Genomic DNA, 17,246 nt, shown 5'->3' with positions numbered 1-17,246 from the left:
CGCGCGCGGCCGGGTGGGCGGGGCCGCGGGCGCGGCGCTCCCCGCTGCGGAACGACAGATGCGATGTCGAGCGACAGCGGATCTGTCGTTCTGCGTCGTCGCGGCGACCGGATGACGGCCGGGAGGCGCGGGGCGGGCGGGCGCCGTGCCTCCCGTCCGGTGGTGGGACGCGTCAGGACGCGGGGGTCGCGAGACCAGGCGGGGTCGCGTCCGACCGGCGCGTCAGGACGCGGGGGTCGCGTGCACGAGGAACTCGACGGCGCCCGCGTCGTCGACCTGCACGAAGCCGAGGTCGGGGGCCTGCACCCCGAAGTCCGAGAAGGTGATCGGGACCGTACCGGACACCGCGACGCCGTCGCCGTCCAGCCCGACCTGCAGGTCGGCGCGGACCGCCTTCGTCACGCCGTGCAGGGTGAGCTCGCCGTCGGCCCGGACCTCGGTCGTGCCGGAGCCGCTCGGGACGGCGTCGGCGATCGGCTCGGTGAGCGTGAAGGTCGCCTGCGGGAAGGCCGAGACGTCGAGGGCGGAGTCGCGGAAGTACGAGTCGCGCTGCGCCGAGTCGGTGGCGATGTCGGCGACCTGCACCGTGATCGTCGCCTCGGTGATCGAGGTCCCCTCGACCCGGGCCGAACCGGTGACGCTGTCGGTCCGTCCGGTCACGGTGACGGCGGAGCCGTTGAGGACCTCGTGGACGCGGTAGCCGGCCTCGGAGTCCCCGCCCACGGTCCAGTCGCCGGACAGGTCGGCCGGGTCGAGCGTCGACGGAGCGCGGCTCGCGGCGACCGAGGGCGTCGCGGAGGCCTTCGCGTTCTCGTTCGAGGTGTACACGCTCGTACCGACGGCGACGCCGACGACGGCGAGCACCGCGACGAGCAGGACGATCCCCGCCCACACGAGGGGCTTGCGGGTGGCGGGGCGCTGGCGGGGGTCGGTGCTCACCCGGGAACGGTGACACGTCCTCCTCAGGGGAGCCTGTGGGTCGTGCCGCTACGCTCGCACGGTGCAGCAGCGGTTCCGGTGGGTCGAGGGCGTCTCGCTCGCCGTGGTGTTCGTGCTCGTGCACGCCGTGCTGTGGTGGCTCGCCACGACGGCGCCGAACCAGCCGCTGGGTGACGTCACCCTCGCCTACCGGCGGTGGATCGAGATCGGGCGGATCGACCACTCGTGGGTCGGGGTCGACACCGACTGGGTGTACCCGGTGTTCGCGCTCGTGCCGATGGCTGCGGCGGCGCTCGGCGGCACCGCAGCGATCGCGAGCGGCTGGCTCACCATCATGGTGCTGCTCGACGCCGTGTCGTGCGCCTTCCTGTGGCGCTTCCGTGCCTTCGGCGTGCGGGTCGTGTGGTGGTGGCTCGTGTTCCTGCTCGCGCTCGGACCGATCGCACTCGGACGGATCGACACCGTGGCCACCGCCCTGGCCCTCGTCGCAGTGGCCTTCGTCGTGACCCGTCCGGCGGTCGCGTCGGCGCTCTTCACCGCTGCGGCATGGACCAAGGTCTGGCCGGCTGCACTCGTCGGCGTCCTGGTGCTGCTCCGACGGGGACACCGGAGCGCCGTCGTGACCGGCGCACTCGTCGTGACCGGGCTGATCGTGCTCGTCGACGTGCTCTACGGGGGAGCGCCGCACCTGCTGTCCTTCGTCACGGAGCAGAGCGACCGGGCGCTGCAGGTCGAGGCGCCGCTCGCGACGCCCTTCATGTGGGCGGCCGCACTCGGGGTGCCCGGGGCGGCGGTGTACTACGACCGCGAGATCCTGACCTTCGAGGTGTCCGGAGCGGGCACCCACGCCGCAGCAGCCCTGTCGACGCCGCTGATGGCACTGCTCGTGATCGGCGGCCTGGTCCTCGCGGTGCTCGCGGTCCGCGGTGGCGCCCGTCGCACCGAGGTCGCGCCGGTCCTCGCGCTGCTGTTCGTCGCGGCGCTCATCGCCGTGAACAAGGTCGGGTCGCCGCAGTACGTCGGGTGGTACGCGGTGCCCGTGGTGTGGGGACTGGTCGCCGGGCACCCGAGTGCACGGCGCTTCCTGCCGGTGGCGATCGGGCTGCTGCCCCTGGCACTGCTGACGCAGGTGATCTACCCGGGGTTCTACAACCAGCTGCTCGCGGTGCGCCCGTGGATGGTGTCCGTGCTCACGGTGCGGAACGTGCTCGAGGTCGCCGTGCTGGTGTGGGCGGTGGTCGTGCTGGTGCGGCTGGCTCGGTGTCCGTCGGGGCGTCCACTGGGGCGTGCGTCGGGCTCGTCGGGCTCGTCGTCGACGCCGGCGTCCGAATCGTCGGTGCACGGGGGAGTCGACCGGGGCAGGATGGACGCATGATCGTCGCGTTCTCCGTCGCACCGTCCGGTGGTCCCTCGGCATCCTCGGACGGGTCCGTGCACGACGCGGTCGCCGCAGCGGTGCGGGTCGTCCGCGAGTCCGGGCTGCCGAACCGCACCTCGTCGATGTTCACGGAGGTCGAGGGGGAGTGGGACGAGGTGATGGACGTCGTCAAGCGCGCCACCGAGGCCGTCGGCGCCCACGGCACGCGGGTGTCCCTCGTCCTCAAGGCCGACATCCGCCCCGGGCACACGGGCGAGATCGACGGGAAGCTCGAGCGGCTCGAGGCGGCACTCGGCGAGTAGCCGGTCGTCGTCAGGGGTACATGCGGCCGTTGTTGCGGTCGCGCTGGGCCTGCCGCAGGGCCTCGGCGATCTCGGGGTCACTGCCCTCGTACTGCCGCGAGCGTGAGCCGAGGTCCGTCAGGTGGTGCATCCACAGCCACAGCCCCACCGCGACGAGCAGGACGACACCGGTCACGATCCACCACCCCATGTGCCGAGCGTACGCCCGCTGGGAGGCGCAGGACACGCCGCGCGCCTCCCGGTGTTGTCGGTGGTCGGGTGTCTCATGGTCCGCATCGAGCCGCACCGGCGGCTCGGGTCGACCCCGACGACGACGAGGAGCGCGTGATGATGCACGACGGCTGGTGCCCCGACTGCGACCTGCAGACGGTCGTCATCGACAGCGACGAGCAGGGCGGCAACGCCTGGGCGAGCTGCACCGAGTGCGGGTCGGGGTGGGCCCATCGTGACGAGCTGCCCGAGCCGGTCTCGACCGGGTCCGTGAGCCAGGAGCGCCGCGCGGCCTGAGGCCCGTCGAGCAGCGACGGTACCTGTCGCGCTGGCTCCTCCGGCGGGAGCCGCTCCCGCTCCACGGCGGCGTGTCCGGCTGATGTCGAATCGATTCGGCCCGTCGTCTTCCGTCGGCCGTTTGGAGCGGTCTACACTGCTGGAACGGGCCGCTGCAGGCGTGCTCGGACCGTTCGACGCCGAACACGGACCGACCCCGCTGCCGACTCCGCCGCCACAGGGGTGCCGCACCGCTGCCGTGGGCACACCGGGAGCAGCGGGACGTCGTGGGCACACACAGCGTGCGGCGTGGCGGTCCGGTCAGGTCCCGGCACGCATCCGGGTCCGGCCCCTCGTCCCACCTCCGTTCCTCCCGATCCAGACAGGTCGCATGACGCTCACCACGCCGACGCAGCGCGCGTTCGCCCTCATCGCCCTCGCCCTCGGTGGCTTCGCCATCGGGTCCACCGAGTTCGTCGCGATGGGGCTGCTGCCGAACATCGCCGAGGCCCTGCTGCCCGCGCAGTACGCCGCCGACCCCGCCGCCGGTGTCGCGCACGCCGGCTGGCTCGTCAGCGCGTACGCCCTGGGCGTCGTGGTCGGTGCGCCGACGATCGCGGCGATCTCGGCGACGTTCCCGCGCAAGGGCCTGATCCTCGTGCTGCTCGTCGGCTTCGTGGTAGCCACGGTGGCGAGCGCGGTGCTGCCGAACTTCGGCCTCGTGCTCGTCGCTCGCTTCGTCGCCGGTCTGCCCCACGGTGCCTACTTCGGCATCGCCTCCATCGTCGCCGGCGAGATCATGGGCCCGGGCAAGCGCGGCAAGGGCATCGCGATGGTGATGCTCGGCCTGTCGATCGCCAACGTGGTCGGTGTGCCCGCGATCACCTGGATCGGGCAGAACGCCGGTTGGCGCATCGCGTACGGCGTCGTCTCGTTGCTGTTCGCCCTGACCTTCCTCGCCGTCGCAGCGTTCGTCCCGCGCAGCGCCGCCGACGAGCACGCGACCATCGGCCGTGAGCTCCGGGCGTTCCGGTCGCCGCAGCTCTGGATCGTGATGGGCCTCGGGGCCGTGGGCTTCGGCGGGTTCTTCGCCGTCTACTCGTACATCTCGCCGCTCGTGCAGAACGTCACCGGGCTGCCCGAGTCCGCCGTGCCGCTCGTGCTCGTGGTCGTCGGTCTCGGCATGGTTGTCGGCGGGGTGCTCGGCGGTCACCTCGCCGACCACAGCGTCAAGCGCACGATCTACATCGGGATGCTCGCGCTCATCGGTGCCCTGCTCGTGACCGTCTTCACGGCGCAGTGGGTCTGGGGTGTGTTCCTCGGCGCGTTCCTGCTCGGGGCGACCTCCTCCGCGATCCCGCCGGCGGTCCAGTCGCGTCTCATGGACGTCGCCGGTGACGCCCGGACCATCGCGGCGGCGCTGAACCACTCCGCGTTCAACATCGGGAACGCGCTCGGCGCCGCGCTCGGCGGGGCGGTCATCGCTGCCGGCTTCGGGTTCCTCGCACCGGCGTGGCTCGGCATCGTGCTCGCGCTGCTCGGCCTGCTCGTGACGATGGTGAGCTACGGCGTCGAACGGCGGACGGACCGTCGTGCCTCCTTGCGCTCGTCGTCGCCGTCGACCGGACCGATCACTGCACCGGTGCCCACGGTCTGACCCCCAGCGGAGCCGGGCGTGGCACCGGTCGGCTCCACCGGGCTCGCTGACCGGTCACCGTCCGGACGTCGCGCTGCGACGCCGCCACCACCGTCGCAGTCGTGCGGCGTCCCCCCCACTGGAACACCAGGAAGGTCAGGACCGCGAGTCCGATCGCAGCGAAGATCGCCGGGCTGACCCAGGTCGAGTCGATGTCGTCTCCGTTCCACACGGTGCCCGGCTCGGCATCGAGCAGGTCAGCGTCGCGGTAGCCGGTCCGGACGTCCCCGACGGGAGCGTCCTTCGGGTCGGAGGATCCGTTGTCGTACTCGACGTCGCGAACCGGACGTGACCCGTCGTCCGGGGTCCACGTGCCATACCAGAGGCAGGTCTCCCCGCCGTACCGATTCGTCGAACAGTCGCGCTCGGTCAGGCGGAAGGTGCCCCAGTGCACCGGCTGGTCCCGTCCGGCGTAGCGTGTCGCTGCGGCGCCGGCCGTCCCGATCACGAGCGCGAGCACGACGGCGTACGCCGCCAGCGCCAGGACGGTGAGCACGAGCGGACGTCGATCCGGGGAGCGTCCTGCGTGTCGTCCGACCCCGCGTGCGCGACGGGCTGCTGAGCGAGGGCGGGTCAGGTCGGACACCTGGACATCTTGCCGTGCCGACGCCGGTCCGCGCGCCGACGCTCCGCTGCGCCTCGGCGCCGGTGAGCTCCGCGGAAGCGACAGAAGGCCGCGAACGTTCCGTGTGAGCCTGTCGCTTCCGCGGAAGAGTCGCGGCCACCGGCGGGCACACGCGACCACACGACGGACGGGAGGCCCGTGGCGGCTTCGCCACGGGCCTCCCGTCCGTCGTGTGGGTGCCGACTAGAGCCCGACCGGGCTGCCGTCCTGCACGATGATGCCGTCGGTGATCGCGCGCTTCCGCAGCGCGACCTTCGTGCCGACGTCGAAGCCGGCGACGCGGTACTTCTCGCGGATGCGCTTGAGGTAGCTCTTCGCGGTCTCCTCCGAGATGCCGAGCTGGTAGGCAACGCTCTTGACGGGCTCGCCGCCGCCGTACAGCGCCATCACGCGCCGCTCCTGCGCGCTGAGCTTCGGCACACCACCGACGTCGCCGCTGTTGATCGCCAGGTCGAGCTCGGCGGAGACGTACTGCTCGCCGCGCTGCGCCGCACGGATCGCCTCGACGATCATGTCGGCGTCCTCGCTCTTGACGAGGTAGCCGAGGGCGCCGGACGCCAGGGCCTCACGGACGACGTTCGGCTCCGAGTACGTGCTCATCACGACGGTCTTCACGCCGGCGGTCTTGAGCGTCGAGATCTTGAGCGACACCGGGATGGAGTCCTTGAGGTCCAGGTCGAGCAGCACCACGTCGACCGGGAACGCCGGGCTCGTGAGGAGCTCCGGCCAGGTGGTGACGGCGGCGACGAGCGTGATGTCGTCGGCGGCGCTGCGGATCCACTCCGTGAGCGCGCCGAGCAGCATGCGGTGGTCGTCGACCAGTGCGAGTCGGATCGGTTCCTCTGGAGTCGCCATCAGGCGTCCTTTCTCGAAGGCAGTGCACGCCGATCCTAGGTGTCGGGACCGTCCGGGCTGGGGAGGTGTGCCGGGTGTCCGGCAGTTCGGACCCGTCTACATCGACGGGTGTCGGTCGACGACGCAGTGCGACACGACGCGGAGTGTCCCCTCGCGGAACGACTCCGTGTACGGGCCGATGCGCTGCAGCGCGCTCCACGCGGTCGGGCCGAGGCGGCGGCGGGGGATCCCGCGGGTCTCGAACACGATCGGCACGTCCATGCGCTCGTCGGAGACGGGGTGGCCGTCGGAGCCGATCGGACCGAGCGTCACGGAGACGACGGGGACACCGGGCTGCGCCGGACGCCCGTCGCCCACCATCTGCCACAGGGCCTGCAGCAGGCCGTCCCGCTGGGCGGGACCCAGGTGGCCGGCGAGGGACTGCGGGTCGGCCACGCTGACCGAGCGGCCGAGGTGGTCGGACTCCGTGATCGCGTGGTAGAGCCACGTCTCGCGGCGCCCCTCGATGAGGTGCAGCCGGAGCTCGGTCGCCAGCGACGCGGCGACCGATGCCGAGGCATCCGAGAGCGGCAGCGGGTCCGAGCCGTTCGCGACGGCGTCGAGGAGCTTCTCGGCAGCCAGGTCGAGCCGGGCGAGTTCGTCGGACGCCAGCATGCCGACCGCGAACTGCGGCGCCTGGACGTTGCTCTGCACGAGTACCCGGTCGAGCTCGCGCTGCACGAGCTGCCGGAAACGGTGGACCACGAACAGGGCGACCGACGGCGGAACGACCACCAGCGCGAGCAGCGAGACGATGCTCGGCAAGCTCGTCGGGGTGATCGGCGTGGACACGGCCGCCATCACGGCGAAGCCGGTGCCGAGCACCGCGATGGCGGCGGCGACCTCGCGGGCGGGGCGGAGCGTCGCGACCGGGAGCAGGGCGTACGCCGCGGCCACCGAGGCGCTGGCGGTGTGCGCGATGTCGTGCTCGGGGAAGATGCCGATGAAGTCGAGGGTCACGACGCACGCGAGCACGGTGCAGATGAGCGCGAACGCGGTCCCGGTGAGTCGTTCGCCGTAGGTCATCAGGCTGAGGCCGACGCCGATCGCGGCGACCAGGTACAACGCCCATGCGGCCGTGGGCAACCAGGGCTCCGAGTAGCCCGGCAGCCGGACCAGGAAGAAGACGATGCCGACGACGGCCTCGATGGCGGTGAGCACCGCGGCGCCGAGGCCGAGGTACCCGGCACCGAGCGATGCGCCTGGCTTGGCCGCCTGGCGGAGCGACCGGGCGCCGGTCGAGGTGGACGGGAGCCCGCGGGCCTGCCGCCGTTCGCTGCCCCGGTAGCGCTCGCGCGCCTCACGGCGGGTGCGGGGTGCCGGCTGCACCGTCTCTCCGGGCAACCCGCGGCTGATGGTGTCCTCGGGGATGCGGGTCATCGCGGGGCCTCCAAGACGACGGTCGTGCCCGAGCCCGGGGCGGAGAACAGCTTGGCGTCGCCGCCGACCTCGCGGAGCCGGTTCACGACGCTCTCCTTGAAGCCGAGGCGTTCGGCGCTCACCGCGTCGAGGTCGAAGCCGACACCGGAGTCGGTGACCATGGCGCGCACGGTCTCCTGGTCGTGGACGATCGTGACGTGGGCCTCGCCGACCCCCGCGTGGCGGCGGACGTTCTCGAGGCACTCGCCGAGGGCCAGCAGGAACGCGTCGAGGACGTGCGAGGGGAGCAGGACCTGCCCGGTGCCGTGCCAGCTGACCTCGAGCCCCATCCGACCGAAGCGCTGCTTGACCGACTCGAGGGTCTGGCCGAGCGGCGATTCCTCTTCGCGGGTGAGCGAGTAGTCGCCGGACTGCTGCGGCTGCGGGGTGGCCCCGAGACGGAGGTGGCGGAGGAGCCTGGCGTCCTCGGCGGCCTGCTCGCGCATGGCCTGCTCGGACACCCCGACGCCGGAGTGGGCCAGGAGCGTGAGGGTCGCGAGCACGGTGTCGTGCAGCAGTCGGGCACCCTGACGGCGCTGTGCCTCGGTCTCGCTGGCCTGCCGCTCCGCGCGGTGTGCCGTGCCGATGCTCTGGATGCGCCGGGCGACGCGGGGGATGCTCCGGGCGATCCACACCGACACCACGGCGACGAGCACCCAGCCGAGCACCACACCGGTCGTCGGACCGGAGAGCGGGCCGCCGGAGGCCCAGATGACGGCACCGACGGCCGCGACCCCGGCGACGATCGTCATCGCGAGCCCGACCGGGGCGCCCCGCTGGGCCATCAGCGGTGCGGACAACGATCCGGCGGCCAGTGGCACCACGGCGCTGGCGACCACGGACCGCACGTCGGGATCGGCGCCGAAGAGCAGCAGCGCGAGCGCGCCGAGGCCCGACGCGAGTGCGAGCGCGGTCCACCACACCGAGCCGTTCGTGCCGAAGACGAGCAGCGCGGCGATGAGCACGGCGATGCACGCGAGCGCGCCGAGCAGGGGGACGAGCGGTACCGCGAACGAGGACACGATGCCCACGACGGAGACCAGCGCGCAGGTGACGCCGACGACACGGGTCGTCGACCGCAGCAAGCGGTCGCGTTCCTGTGCGATGAAGTCCATCGGTGTCCTGGTGGTGACGTCGGTTCGGTCGGGTCCGGTGGTTCGCCGGACCCCGCGGGCGGGGTACCCGTCGCCATCATTCCACGCGGCCCACCCGTTGTGGGGTGTTCGGCACGCGGACGTGGACAGATCGGTCCGTGGGCGCGCCGGGCGCGCCGCGCACGTGCCGCGGTGACGGCGACGGGCCGTTCAGTCGAGCAGCCGTCGCAGGTGCGCCCCGACGGCCTCGTGCTCGATGAGGAAGCCGTCGTGGCCGAACTCGCTGTCGAGCACCGCCGCTCGGTCCCCGTCGAGCGTGTCGGGGATCCCCGCCGCGATCCGGTGCTGGTCCTCGAGCGGGAACAGCCGGTCGCTCGACACCCCGACGACGAGCGTCCGGGCGGTCACCGACGCGAGCGCTGCGGACACCCCGCCGCGCCCGGCCCCGACGTCGTGCGAGTCCATCGCCTGCGTCAGCGCGACGTACGAGGAGGCGTCGAACCGTCGCGTGAACCGGTTGCCGTGGAAGTCGAGGTAGCTCTCCACCGAGAATCGTCCGTCGTCGCCGAGCGGGGAGACGTCGCTCTGCCACGACCGCGCGAACCGCCCGTTCAGCTCGTCCGGCGCCCGGTAGGTCATCAGCGCCATCCGCCGCGCGAGCGACAGGCCGCGGTGCGGCCCCTCGCCGGCCTCGGCCTCGTAGTAGTCGCCGCCGGCGTAGCCGGGGTCGGTCTGGATCGCGGCGCGCTGCAGCGAGTTCGCCGCGATCTGGTCGGCCGTCGTCTGCGCGGTCGACGCCAGGACGGCGAGCCGCTCGACCCGGGACGGGTGCGTGACCGCGAACTCGAGGGCGTGCATGCCGCCCATCGATCCGCCGACGACGGCCGCGAAGACGTCGATGCCGAGCGCGTCGGCGAGCTGCACCTGCACGGCGACCTGGTCCCGCACGGTCACGAACGGGAAGCGCGAGCCCCACTCGACGCCGTCCGGGGCGACCGACGAGGGGCCGGTCGTGCCCTGGCACCCGCCGAGCATGTTCGGCGCGACGACGAACCACCGGTCGGTGTCGATCGCCAGGCCCGGTCCGACGACGTCACCCCACCAGCCCGCCGTCCGGTGGCCGGGCCCGGCGGGACCGGTGACGTGCGAGTCCCCGGTCATCGCGTGCAGGAGCAGCACGGCGTTGTCGCGCGCCCCGTTCAACTCGCCCCAGGTCTCGTAGGCCACGCGCACCGACGGGATCCGTCCGCCGCGGACCCACTGCTCGCCGAGTGCGGCGAACTGCCGGGAGCCGGGGTGGTCACCCGGACGCCAGGCACCGGTCACGGGCGGCTTGCCGAGCGTCCCCAGTTCGGTGCCGGGCACGAGGGTGGACGGGACCGAGTCCTCGGGGATCGTCTGCCAGTCCATCGGGTCCAGTCTGCCGGGAGGCGCGCCCCGCCCGCGCCGTGTTACGTCACCTCGGGCGCGTGGCGGGGTTCCGTCCCGGGCCGCGCTAGGCGCGCTGGCCCTCCTGCGAGACCGCCCGGGCCGCCGCGAGCCCCGCCTCGAGGTCCGCACGCAGGTCCTCGACGTTCTCGATGCCGACCGAGAGCCGCACGAGGCCCGGGGTGACCCCGGTCGTCAGCTGCTGCTCGGGCGTGAGCTGCGAGTGCGTGGTCGACGCCGGGTGGATCACGAGCGAGCGCACGTCGCCGATGTTCGCCAGGTGCGAGAACAACCGCAGCTCGTCGACGAACGCCTTGCCGGCCGGCACCCCGCCCTTCAGCTCGAACGACAGCACGGCTCCGACCCCGCGCGGCGCGTACTTGTTCGCCGCCGCGTACCAGGGCGACGTCGGCAGCCCGGCGTACGACACGGTCGCCACCTCCGGGTGCCGGTCGAGCCACTCGGCGATCTCCTGGGCGTTCGACACGTGCCGCTCCATGCGCAGCGACAGCGTCTCGATGCCCTGGAGCAGCGCGAACGCCGTGTCCGCCGAGTTCGACGCGCCGAGGTCGCGCAGGAGCTGCACGCGGGCCTTCACGACGTAGGCGAGCTCGTTGCCGACGGCCTGCGCGAACACCGCGCCGTGGTACGACGGGTCGGGGGAGTTGAACTCCGGGAAGCGCTCGGCGTGCTCCGACCAGGCGAACCGGCCGCCGTCGACGATCACGCCGCCGATGACGGTGCCGTGGCCGCCGAGGAACTTCGTCGCGGAGTGCACCACGACGTCGGCGCCGTGCTCGAACGGGCGGATCAGGAACGGCGTCGCGATCGTGTTGTCGACGATGAGCGGCAGGCCGGACTCGTGCGCGACGCTGCTGACGCCCGCGATGTCGAGCACGTTGATCCGCGGGTTGCCGATCGTCTCGGCGAAGAAGAGCTTCGTGTTCGGGCGGACGGCGCGGCGCCACTCCTCGAGGTCGTCCTGGTCCTCGACGAACGTGGTCTCGATGCCGAGCTTCGCCAGCGTGTACTTGAACAGGTTGTACGTGCCGCCGTAGATCGACGACGACGAGACGATGTGGTCGCCGGCACCGGCGATGTTGAGCACCGCGTAGGTCTCGGCCGCCTGACCGCTCGACACCAGCAGCGCACCCGTGCCGCCCTCGAGCGCCGCGATGCGCTGTTCGACGACGTCGTTCGTCGGGTTCATGATCCGCGAGTAGATGTTGCCCGGCCGCGCCAGCGCGAAGAGGTCACGGGCGTGGTCCGAGTCCTCGAACACGTACGACGTCGTCTTGTAGATCGGCGTGGCGCGTGCCCCGGTGGTCGGGTCCGGCTGCGCGCCGGCGTGCACCTGCGTGGTCTCGAACCGCCAGGCGGCTGCGTCGTTCGTGCTCATCGGGGCTCCTGTCGGGTCCGGTCCGTCAACTGGTCGCTGCGCTCCGGCCGGGAGGCCCTGGGCGTCGTCGCGACGACGGTCACGCTACGCAGGTGGCGGGCCGGGCACCAGCGGCGTCGCCTCGCGACGTAACGCGCCGGCGACTGGCAGGATCGGACCGGACGAGAGGGGAGAGTCATGCGCGCTCAGGACGTGGCGGAGAAGCGGTTCCAGCCGACGAAGTTCCGCAGGGGGTACTCGCAGGACGACGTCGACGACCTGCTGGACCGGGTGCAGGCGACGCTCGCCGCCGCGGAACGGGGCGACCGTCCGGTGACCGGGGACCGGACGGTCACACCGGAGGACGTGGTCGCCGTCCGCTTCCGCGCGACGAAGTGGCAGGAGGGCTACGACCAGGACGAGGTGGACGACTTCCTCGACGAGGTCGTGGTCGCGCTCCGGGCACTCGGCCGCTGAGCCGTCAGCGCTCGACGGGCTCCCGGCGGAACAACCAGTCGACCTTCGGCTCGAGCAGCCACCGCATGCCGCGCCGCACGAACGGCTGCGCGAGGAACAGGCTCACCGCGCAGGCCACGACGACCATGAGCAGCACGTACGGCCACGCCGAGTGCTCCCCGGCCAGGATGCCGGACTCGCGGATCGGGTAGAGCACGAACGTGTGGAGCAGGTAGACGTACATCGTCGCGGCACCGAACCGGGTGATCCACACCGTCCGGCGGGGCACGAGCAGCAGGAACGACGCCGTCAGCACGGTGGCGAGCAGCACCAGGCCGAGCCGGACCCCGCCGGCCCACCAGGCGTCCTCGCCGAGTCCCGAGTACGAGTCGTCGTAGAAGAACCAGTGGTGCAGGTCGAAGCCCTTGAACTGCGGGATGAACAGCACGCACGCGGCCGCCCACGCCGCGAAGACGACGACGGCGGCCGTGCGGAGACGGACCACCACGCGGCGGGGTGCCTCGTACCAGCGGTCGAACACGCCCCACCGCTTGACCTGCCACCCGAGCAGGAAGAACGGCAGCAGGCTGATCGCCCGGCCGAGGGAGAACGTCGAGTCGACGTTGTCGAGGTACCCGACGCCGATGCTGAGCACCACGGCCCAGACGAGCGACCACCGCAGGATCGCCAGGTACGGCAGGATCAGCCGGAAGATCCCCAGGGCCAGCAGGAACCACAGCGTCCAGGTCGGCTTCGTCGGGTTGAACTCCTTACCGCCCTCGACGACCGCCTGCACCACCGTCCAGATCGTCTGCATGACGATGTACGGCACCACGATGTCCGTGAAGGTCCGCCGCATCCGCTCGGCCGTCGGCGTGGCAGCGGACGAGAAGTACCCGCTGATGACGCCGAACGCCGGCATGTGGAACGCGTAGATGAACGTGTAGAGCGCCAGGGCGTGCTCGCTGCCGGCCGTCTGCCGCTGGATCGCGTGCCCGATCACGACGAGCGTGACGGCGACGAACCGGGCCGTGTCCCACATCGGGATCCGTCGCGGCGACCGGCCCGGCTCGAGCGGCGTCGCCGGGGCCGAGGGCGCGGGGGGAGCGGCGTCCGTCGTCATGACCGGTCACGGTACCGGATCGTGTCCTCCGCGGATCGGTACGGTTGTGCCGACACCACCTGGAGGCACCCATGGCAGCACGTCCCGACACCGAGCGGCCCGACACCACCGAGCGGCTCGCCGTCGTCACCGGCGCGAGCTCGGGCATCGGCGCAGCGACCGTCCGGCTGTTCCGCGAGCACGGCTGGCAGGTCCTCGCCGTCGCCCGGCGGCAGGAGAAGCTCGAGGCGCTCGCCGCGGAGACCGGGGCGTCGTTCCTGGTCGCCGACGTGACCGACGCCGGCGCCGTCGTGGCGTTGGCGGCCCGCGTGGACCAGCTCGGCGGTGCGGACGTGCTCGTGAACAACGCCGGCGGTGCCCTCGGCTCGGCGAGCGTCGAGGAGTCCGACGTCGACGACTGGCGTGCGATGTTCGAGGTCAACGTCATCGGCACGAAGCGCGTGACGGCCGCCCTGCTCCCGCAGCTCCGACGTCGCGCGGCCACGCACGGGGTCGCCGACGTCGTCACGGTCACGAGCACCGCGGGGCATGTGGCCTACGAGAACGGCGGCGGGTACAACGCCGCGAAGTTCGCCGAGCACGCGCTGGTCGGTGCCCTTCGGCTGGAGCTGAACGGGGAGCCGCTGCGCGTCGTCGAGATCGCCCCCGGACTGGTGAAGACCGACGAGTTCGCCCTGACGCGCTTCCGGGGCGACCGCGCGAAGGCCGACGCGGTGTACGCCGACGTCCCGGAGCCGCTCGTCGCCGACGACGTCGCCGAGGCGATCGTGCACGCGGTCGACCTGCCGGCGCACGTCAACCTCGACCTGGTGACGGTGCGGCCGGTCGCGCAGTCGGCGCAGCACAAGCTCGCCCGCGGGCCGCTGACGCCCCGGAGCTGACGTCCCGGCGCGCGCGGTGTCGGGGCGCGGGTCGCGGCGGGTGGCTCCCTGCCGGTACCGTGGGCGGATGCCGATCAGCAGCGAACCCGGGCACGCCGAGCAGGCGCCCTCGACCGTGACCGTGACGAGCGGGCCCGAGGTGCTCGGTTGGCTGGAGTTCGGCGATGCGGCACGGCTGCTCGCCAAGGACGTCCTGTCCTCCGGCTTCGAGCCCGAGGTCGTCGTCGCGGTCGCGCGCGGCGGCCTGATCATCGCCGGCGCCGTGGCGTACGCGCTCGGCACCAAGGAGTGCGGCTCGATCAACGTCGAGTTCTACACCGACGTCGAGCAGCGCCTGGACGAGCCGGTCATCCTGTCGCCCGCCCTCGACGCGCCGAGCCTGTCGGGCAAGCGCGTCCTCGTGGTCGACGACGTCTCCGACTCCGGCCGCACCCTGCGCCTGGTCGTCGACATCATCCGGAACGCCGGTGCCGACGTGCGGAGCGCCTGCCTGTACTCGAAGCCCGGCACCGTGCTCGAGCCCGACCACGTGTGGCGTCGTGTCGACGGGTGGATCACCTTCCCGTGGAGCGCCCTCGCCCCGGTGACGGCCGAGTCGTGAGCATCCACCTCGTCGGCGGGGGTCCCCTCGTCGCGGCGGACGTCGCCGCCCCGTTCCTGGCCGAGGCCACCGCGCGTTCCGCCGCCGTCGGTCGGAGCGTGCCCCGGATCGCCCTGCTCTCCGTGACCGGTCCGTCCGGTACCGCTCCGTCGTCGACGGCCGACATCGCCGGGGTCCTCGGCGGTGCTCGGCAGGCCGAGGTCCTGGTGACCGAGGTCGCCGCGGGCGAGGTGTTCGCCACCGCGGTCCTCAGTGACGTCGACGCGCTGGTGGTCGGGGGCGGGGTCACCCCGGCGTACCTCGACGCGATCCAGCCCCTCGTCGACCAGATCCGGCTCCTGGTCTCCGACGGACTCCCGTACCTCGGCTACTCGGCTGGCGCGATGGTCGCGGCCGATCGGGCGCTCGTCGGCGGGTGGCGCATCGGCGGCGTCGAGGTCTGCCCGCAGGCCGCGTCCGAGGGCTTGGACGAGGTGGAGCTCCGCGAGGGGCTCGGACTCGTCGACCTGACCATCGACGTGCACGCCGTGCAGGCCGGCACCCTGGCCCGACTCGTCGCCGCGGCCGAGGCCGAGTTCGTCACGGCCGGACTCGCGATCGACGAGGACACGGCGCTGGTCGTCGGCGAGGGTGCGCTCGAGGTCCGCGGGACGGGCAGCGTCTGGCGCGTGGTCGCCGGGGACGAGACCGTCTCCGTCGCGACCATGGGCGCCTGAGTCCCGTGCGGCCGCACCCCCTCCGCGACCTCGTCGACCCCGGGTGGGCCGAGGCCCTCGCGCCGGTCGAGGCCGACGTGCACCGGATGGGGGACTGGCTCCGCGACGAGGTCGCCGCAGGCCGCCACTACCTGCCCGCCGGCGACGTCGTCCTGCGAGCCTTCACGCAACCCTTCGACGACGTGAAGGTGCTCGTCGTCGGGCAGGACCCGTACCCGACGCCCGGCCACCCGATCGGGCTGTCGTTCGCGGTCGACCCGCACGTGCGCCCGGTCCCGCGGAGTCTGGCGAACATCTACCGCGAGCTCCACGACGACCTCGGCGTGACGCCGCCGGAGCACGGGGACCTGCGGGCGTGGTCGGAGCAGGGCGTGCTGCTGCTCAACCGGGTGCTGACCGTCGAGGCCGGTGCCGCCGGCAGCCACCGCGGCAAGGGCTGGGAGGCCGTCACCGACCAGGCGGTCCGTGCGCTCGTCGCCCGGGGGAAGCCCCTCGTCGCCGTGCTGTGGGGTGCCCAGGCCGCGTCGGTGCGCCCGCTGCTCGGCGACACCCCGGTGGTGGCGTCCGCGCACCCGTCGCCGCTCAGTGCGTCGCGGGGCTTCTTCGGCAGCCGGCCGTTCTCGCAGGTCGACGCGCTCCTCCGCGAGCAGGGCGCCGACCCGGTCGACTGGACGCTCCCCGCCTGACCCTCCGCCGGCTGACGACCGCCGCCGGGTTGCACCCCGTAGGCTCGGACCGTGCTCGAGGAGGAATACCAACGCCGTCGTGTGCTGCCGCGACACCTGCGTGCGCCCGTGCCCGCCGAGGCGACCTTCTCGTACTCGATCCGCGCTGCCGAGCCGCGTGACCTGCCCGACGTCCGCGAGATCCACACGCACTACGTCCGCAACTCCTCGGTGACGTTCGATCCGTCCGCGTTCACCTTCGCGCGGTGGAAGCAGCGGTACGACGAGGTCCGTCGCCGGGGGCTGCCGTTCCTCGTCGCCGAGAACCCGTCGGGGCAGATACTCGGCTACGCGCTGGTGGACCCCTGGAACCCGCGCGACCGGTCGAACCACGTCGTCGAGGACTCGATCTACCTCGGTGCCGCCTCGGGCGGGAAGGGCCTCGGCCGTGCGCTCATGGAGGCGCTGCTCGACGAGTGCCGCGCCGCCGGCGTCCGCGAGGTCATCGCCGTGATCGCCGACCGGCAGGCCGAGGCCTCGATCCGCCTGCACGAGCGGCTCGGTTTCGAGGAGGTCGGCCGCATGGGCAAGGTCGGCTTCAAGTACGACCGGTGGCTCGGCACCGTCACGATGCGGCTCCGCCTGCGCGGGCCGCGGCTCTTCGCGCGCGCCCGGCGCTGACCCGCGACCTCGAGACGACGGCGTCGGCGCGGAGCGCCCTCGACGGGTGCAGGACGCCGCGCGGATCGAGGCGTCTCGCCCGGGCCGCGGCGTCTCGCCCGGGGCGAGCCGGGCAGTCGAGGCAGCGCGGTGCCGGACGGGAGGCGCGTGGCGGGGCCACCGCGAGCCTCCCGTCTGCCCGTTCCTTCCCATCTCGCGTGGGATGGCTGGTGGTTCCGGGCGTACCTGGTGCTCTGGGAACGTCAGGTACGTGCGGTTCCGCCATGCACGCCCGGTCCCGCTGGGCGTGCAGGGCAAGGCGCGACGTGCGGTGGTCGCGGCGGGGCGGTGCCGGACGGGAGGCGCGTGGCGGGGCCGCCGCGAGCCTCCCGTCTGCCCGTTCCTTCCCATCTCGCGTGGGATGGCTGGTGGTTCCGGGCGTACCTGGTGCTCTGGGAACGTCAGGTACGTGCGGTTCCGCCATGCACGCCCGGTCCCGCTGGGC

General features: G+C 72.7%; 18 protein-coding genes and 2 pseudogenes. 11 read left to right on the top strand and 9 right to left on the bottom strand.

Features of this window, described 5'->3' with window-relative positions; translation table 11 throughout:
• Positions 1-222: 222 nt before the first annotated feature.
• Positions 223-939, bottom strand: a complete 717-nt coding sequence (locus D8M35_RS10940; RefSeq protein WP_126891886.1) for a YceI family protein — start codon at positions 937-939, stop codon at positions 223-225.
• A 61-nt stretch (positions 940-1,000) separates the two neighbouring features.
• Between D8M35_RS10940 and D8M35_RS10935 the strand changes: the two genes are divergently transcribed.
• Positions 1,001-2,314 (top strand): glycosyltransferase 87 family protein, encoded by a 1,314-nt coding sequence (locus D8M35_RS10935; RefSeq protein ID WP_126891885.1) that lies wholly within the window; start codon positions 1,001-1,003, stop codon positions 2,312-2,314.
• Positions 2,311-2,619, top strand: a complete 309-nt coding sequence (locus D8M35_RS10930) for a thiamine-binding protein (protein ID WP_126891884.1) — start codon at positions 2,311-2,313, stop codon at positions 2,617-2,619. Before D8M35_RS10935 ends, D8M35_RS10930 begins: the two co-directional genes overlap by 4 nt.
• A gap of 10 nt (positions 2,620-2,629) precedes the next feature.
• Here the strand turns inward: D8M35_RS10930 and D8M35_RS10925 are convergent, their stop codons facing one another.
• Positions 2,630-2,809 carry a hypothetical protein gene (locus tag D8M35_RS10925; protein WP_126891883.1) on the bottom strand — a complete coding sequence of 60 codons (180 nt, stop codon included), beginning with the start codon at positions 2,807-2,809 and terminating at the stop codon, positions 2,630-2,632.
• 137 nt (positions 2,810-2,946) lie between these two features.
• Here D8M35_RS10925 and D8M35_RS10920 point away from each other — a divergent pair, with 137 nt between their 5' ends.
• Together D8M35_RS10920 and D8M35_RS10915 are read left to right on the top strand one after the other, a co-directional pair.
• Positions 2,947-3,126 carry a hypothetical protein gene (locus D8M35_RS10920; protein ID WP_126891882.1) on the top strand — a complete coding sequence of 60 codons (180 nt, stop codon included), beginning with the start codon at positions 2,947-2,949 and terminating at the stop codon, positions 3,124-3,126.
• Between the two features lie 370 nt (positions 3,127-3,496).
• Positions 3,497-4,762 (top strand): MFS transporter, encoded by a 1,266-nt coding sequence (locus D8M35_RS10915; RefSeq protein WP_126891881.1) that lies wholly within the window; start codon positions 3,497-3,499, stop codon positions 4,760-4,762.
• On the opposite strand, the gene D8M35_RS10910 is transcribed toward D8M35_RS10915, so the two are convergent.
• The 6 genes from D8M35_RS10910 to D8M35_RS10885 form a co-directional block, all read right to left on the bottom strand.
• A complete protein-coding gene (locus D8M35_RS10910) occupies positions 4,737-5,297 on the bottom strand; it encodes a hypothetical protein (RefSeq protein ID WP_126891880.1) in 561 nt (186 codons plus the stop codon). The two genes, D8M35_RS10915 and D8M35_RS10910, sit on opposite strands and share 26 nt — an antisense overlap.
• Before the next feature lie 312 nt (positions 5,298-5,609).
• The gene (locus tag D8M35_RS10905) at positions 5,610-6,281 is read right to left on the bottom strand and encodes a response regulator transcription factor (protein ID WP_069710716.1); all 672 of its coding nucleotides are present in this window, start codon (positions 6,279-6,281) and stop codon (positions 5,610-5,612) included.
• Between the two features lie 96 nt (positions 6,282-6,377).
• Positions 6,378-7,700, bottom strand: coding sequence for a hypothetical protein (locus D8M35_RS10900; RefSeq protein WP_126891879.1), 1,323 nt, complete (start codon positions 7,698-7,700; stop codon positions 6,378-6,380).
• Entirely contained in the window at positions 7,697-8,854 is a 1,158-nt protein-coding gene (locus D8M35_RS10895; RefSeq protein ID WP_126891878.1) for a sensor histidine kinase, read from the bottom strand. Before D8M35_RS10895 ends, D8M35_RS10900 begins: the two co-directional genes overlap by 4 nt.
• Before the next feature lie 189 nt (positions 8,855-9,043).
• Positions 9,044-10,243 carry a homoserine O-acetyltransferase gene (locus tag D8M35_RS10890; protein ID WP_126891877.1) on the bottom strand — a complete coding sequence of 400 codons (1,200 nt, stop codon included), beginning with the start codon at positions 10,241-10,243 and terminating at the stop codon, positions 9,044-9,046.
• Positions 10,244-10,328: 85 nt separating this feature from the next.
• Entirely contained in the window at positions 10,329-11,660 is a 1,332-nt protein-coding gene (locus D8M35_RS10885; protein ID WP_126891876.1) for a bifunctional o-acetylhomoserine/o-acetylserine sulfhydrylase, read from the bottom strand.
• 177 nt (positions 11,661-11,837) lie between these two features.
• Here D8M35_RS10885 and D8M35_RS17055 point away from each other — a divergent pair.
• Together D8M35_RS17055 and D8M35_RS17050 are read left to right on the top strand one after the other, a co-directional pair.
• Positions 11,838-11,933, top strand: a pseudogene (locus D8M35_RS17055) (DivIVA domain-containing protein); the annotation flags it as partial.
• A 39-nt stretch (positions 11,934-11,972) separates the two neighbouring features.
• A pseudogene (locus D8M35_RS17050) lies at positions 11,973-12,113 on the top strand (DivIVA domain-containing protein); the annotation flags it as partial.
• Positions 12,114-12,120: 7 nt separating this feature from the next.
• On the opposite strand, the gene D8M35_RS10875 reads toward D8M35_RS17050, so the two are convergent.
• The gene (locus D8M35_RS10875) at positions 12,121-13,218 is read right to left on the bottom strand and encodes an acyltransferase family protein (RefSeq protein ID WP_126891874.1); all 1,098 of its coding nucleotides are present in this window, start codon (positions 13,216-13,218) and stop codon (positions 12,121-12,123) included.
• 71 nt (positions 13,219-13,289) lie between these two features.
• Here D8M35_RS10875 and D8M35_RS10870 point away from each other — a divergent pair, with 71 nt between their 5' ends.
• The 5 genes from D8M35_RS10870 (at position 13,290) to D8M35_RS10850 (ending at position 16,762) form a co-directional block, all read left to right on the top strand.
• A complete protein-coding gene (locus tag D8M35_RS10870) occupies positions 13,290-14,099 on the top strand; it encodes an SDR family oxidoreductase (RefSeq protein ID WP_126891873.1) in 810 nt (269 codons plus the stop codon).
• A gap of 67 nt (positions 14,100-14,166) precedes the next feature.
• The gene (locus D8M35_RS10865) at positions 14,167-14,700 is read left to right on the top strand and encodes a phosphoribosyltransferase (protein ID WP_174234737.1); all 534 of its coding nucleotides are present in this window, start codon (positions 14,167-14,169) and stop codon (positions 14,698-14,700) included.
• Positions 14,697-15,416, top strand: a complete 720-nt coding sequence (locus tag D8M35_RS10860) for a Type 1 glutamine amidotransferase-like domain-containing protein (protein WP_126891872.1) — start codon at positions 14,697-14,699, stop codon at positions 15,414-15,416. Before D8M35_RS10865 ends, D8M35_RS10860 begins: the two co-directional genes overlap by 4 nt.
• A gap of 5 nt (positions 15,417-15,421) precedes the next feature.
• Positions 15,422-16,102, top strand: a complete 681-nt coding sequence (locus tag D8M35_RS10855; protein ID WP_126891871.1) for a uracil-DNA glycosylase — start codon at positions 15,422-15,424, stop codon at positions 16,100-16,102.
• A gap of 51 nt (positions 16,103-16,153) precedes the next feature.
• The gene (locus D8M35_RS10850) at positions 16,154-16,762 is read left to right on the top strand and encodes a GNAT family N-acetyltransferase (protein WP_126891870.1); all 609 of its coding nucleotides are present in this window, start codon (positions 16,154-16,156) and stop codon (positions 16,760-16,762) included.
• Positions 16,763-17,246 lie beyond the last annotated feature (484 nt).

Origin of the sequence: Curtobacterium sp. HSID17257 (assembly GCF_003989515.1) — a bacterium.
GTDB lineage: Bacteria > Actinomycetota > Actinomycetes > Actinomycetales > Microbacteriaceae > Curtobacterium.
The sequence above is the reverse complement of the archived record's forward strand: the minus strand, read 5'-3'. Positions and strand labels throughout refer to the sequence as shown.